At 43.3% G+C, this 3,066-nt stretch carries 3 protein-coding genes and 1 pseudogene; all 4 read left to right on the plus strand.

What is annotated here, in order from left to right; genetic code table 11:
• Positions 1-310: 310 nt before the first annotated feature.
• A complete protein-coding gene (locus AB5170_RS22320) occupies positions 311-1,258 on the plus strand; it encodes a 3'-5' exoribonuclease YhaM family protein (RefSeq protein WP_118581317.1) in 948 nt (315 codons plus the stop codon).
• A gap of 5 nt (positions 1,259-1,263) precedes the next feature.
• Positions 1,264-2,679, plus strand: coding sequence for a 23S rRNA (uracil(1939)-C(5))-methyltransferase RlmD (gene rlmD / locus AB5170_RS22325; protein ID WP_173771806.1), 1,416 nt, complete (start codon positions 1,264-1,266; stop codon positions 2,677-2,679).
• A gap of 44 nt (positions 2,680-2,723) precedes the next feature.
• Complete coding sequence (locus AB5170_RS22330) at positions 2,724-2,912, plus strand: tRNA (uracil-5-)-methyltransferase (RefSeq protein ID WP_202030777.1); 189 nt, start codon at positions 2,724-2,726, stop codon at positions 2,910-2,912.
• A 20-nt stretch (positions 2,913-2,932) separates the two neighbouring features.
• A pseudogene (locus AB5170_RS22335) lies at positions 2,933-3,066 on the plus strand (response regulator); the annotation flags it as partial.

The following is a 3,066-nucleotide window of genomic DNA, read 5'->3' on the forward strand; positions in this document are numbered from 1 at the left end:
TTAATCGTGAAGGCTTTCCTGAACGATTTAGTCGCAGTTAGCAGTTAGTTCGCTGGAGCGTTGCGCCGGCGAGTGAGTAATACACATTGTCCAAATGCGTCCCTCCTGAAAACTTTTCACCCTCCCAACACACTAAATAGCAAATTTGTAAACAATAATTACTGCACACCTTATTGTACATGATTTTCAAGGACTTGAAAAGGAAAAAGTGGGGAGAAATTCATAAAATGTTCATAAATATTTGTTATGATACAAAAGATTGTAATGTCTGGGAAAACGGACGTGTCTTTTTTAGAAAGGGAAGGAAATTATGCGTTTTTTAAATGAGTTGCATGAAGGCGACCGGATCAGTGGCATTTATCTGTGTAAGCAGAAGCAGCCGGCTGTGACCAAGAACGGAAAGCCTTATGAGAATATTATACTCCAGGATAAGACTGGAATGATGGATGGAAAGATCTGGGATCCGAATTCTCTTGGAATTGATGATTTTGACGCACTGGATTACATTGAAGTCATGGGAGACGTGACCAGCTTTGCAGGAGCTATGCAGCTGAATATCAAGCGTGTGCGCAAAGCAGGCGAGGGTGAGTACAATCCGGCAGATTATCTTCCGGTAAGTGAGAACAGCACGGATGATATGTATACCCAGCTGGTTGCCATGATTGGCACTGTGAAGAATACCTATCTGAATACACTTTTGAAGAAACTGTTTATAGAGGATAAAGAATTTTTAAAATCTTTCGAGGAGCATTCCGCAGCCAAGACCGTACATCATGGCTTTATAGGCGGGCTGATGGAGCATACTTTAAGTGTTGCCAGGCTTTGTGATTATATGGCATCTGCTTATCCGGTGATCAAGCGAGATATGCTGATCACAGCAGCACTTCTTCATGATGTAGGAAAGACAAGAGAACTTTCTTCTTTTCCACTGAATGATTATACAGATGAGGGACAGCTTCTGGGACATATTATAATCGGAGCACAGATGATTCATGATCTGATTAAGGAGATACCGGACTTTCCACTGGATCTGGAGAACCAGCTGGTACATTGTATTCTGGCACATCATGGCGAACTTGAGTACGGTTCCCCTAAGAAACCTGCCATGGTAGAGGCAGTTGCCTTGAATCTTGCAGATAATACAGATGCCCGCATGGAGACTCTTACCGAGATTTTTGCAGCAGATAAGAGCAAGAAAGAATGGCTTGGATTTAACAGAATATTTGAATCTAACTTAAGAAAGACAGGAGAATGGTAATCTTTATGGAGTATCGTAAGAATGATATTGTTACGTTAAAGATTGAAGATTGCGGAATTGACGGTGAAGGTATCGGAAAGGCTGATGGCTTCACCGTTTTTGTCAAAGATGCAGTAATCGGAGACACAGTCCGCGCAAAGATCATGAAAGCGAAGAAAAATTACGGTTACGGAAGATTGGAGGAGATTATCACCCCATCTCCTGACCGTGTGGAGCCGAAGTGTCAGTTCGCAAGACAATGCGGAGGCTGCCAGCTGCAGGCCCTTTCTTATGAGAAGCAGCTGGAATTTAAGACTTCCAAAGTCAGGGGACATTTGGAGCGGATTGGCGGCTTTACAGATATTCCTATGGAGAAAATCCTGGGAATGGACCAGCCTTTCCACTATAGAAATAAAGCACAGTTTCCAGTTGGAAAGTCAAAAGACGGCAGAATTATTACCGGATTTTATGCCGGCCGTACACACAGTATTATTGAGAACCGGGACTGTGCTCTTGGGGTAACACGGAATAAGGAGGTTTTGGACCGTGTGATTGCGCATATGGAGAAGTTCCATATTCAGCCGTATGATGAGAACACTGGCAAGGGTTTAGTGCGCCATGTGCTGATCCGATATGGCTTTTTTACGGACGAGATGATGGTCTGTCTGATCATTAACGGGGAGAAGCTTCCTGGCGAAGAGGCTCTGGTGAAATCCCTTCGTCAGATTCCGGAGGCTGTCAGTGTGATGGTAAATGTGAATAAGAAGCGAAATAATGTGATCCTTGGGGAAAAGGTGCGGCTGCTCTGGGGACAGCCATACATTACAGACAAGATCGGAGAGATTTCCTATCAGATTTCGCCGCTGTCCTTTTTTCAGGTAAATCCTTACCAGACAGGGCGTCTTTATGGAAAAGCACTGGAATATGCACAACTTTCCGGAAATGAGACTGTGTGGGATCTTTACTGCGGAATTGGAACAATTTCTCTGTTTCTTGCACAGAAGGCAAAGATGGTAAGGGGCGTGGAGATCATTCCTGCTGCCATTGAGAATGCTAAAGAGAATGCGCGCCTGAACGGATTTGATAATACGGAATTCTTTGTGGGAAAAGCTGAGGAAGTGCTTCCAGAGCAGTTTGCACGCACTGGTGAGCGTGCTGACGTGATTGTAGTAGACCCGCCGAGAAAAGGCTGCGACGAGACCTTGCTTTCTACCATTATCAAAATGCAGCCCGACCGGGTAGTTTACGTAAGCTGCGACAGCGCAACTCTGGCACGGGATTTGAAGTATCTTTGTGAAAGAGGCTACGAATTGAAGAAAGTCTGCCCGGTTGATATGTTCCCGAATACGGTGTCGGTGGAGACGGTAGTTCTTTTGTCCCAACTGAAACAAAAGCCGGATGATTACATTAATGTCACGATTGAACTTGATGATATGATATAACATCTGCAGAGACTAAGGCTACATATGATGAGATAAAGAAATATGTGGCTGAACATAATGCCGGCATGAAGGTTTCCAATCTGTATATCTCACAGGTAAAGAGAAAATGCGGAATTGAGGTTGGAAAGAATTATAATTTACCTAAAAATGAAGATAGCAGGCAACCGCAGTGTCCAGAAGATAAAGAGAGTGCAATTGTGGAGGCATTGAAGCATTTTAAGATGAATAGTTAATAAAGAGAGGTGCAGATGCTATGCCAGGTATACTCGTGGTTGAAGATGATGAAAATTTAAATCGTGGAATTACATTCTCACTGAAAAAATCCGGATATGAGGTTTTTTCAGCAGAATCAGTGAAAAAAGCGAAAAGAATTGCAAGTGATAATAA

It is taken from the genome of Ruminococcus sp. RTP21484sp1_RTP21281st1_A8_RTP21281_210402, from assembly GCF_040914025.1.
Taxonomy (GTDB): Bacteria; Bacillota; Clostridia; order Lachnospirales; family Lachnospiraceae; genus Blautia_A; species Blautia_A faecis.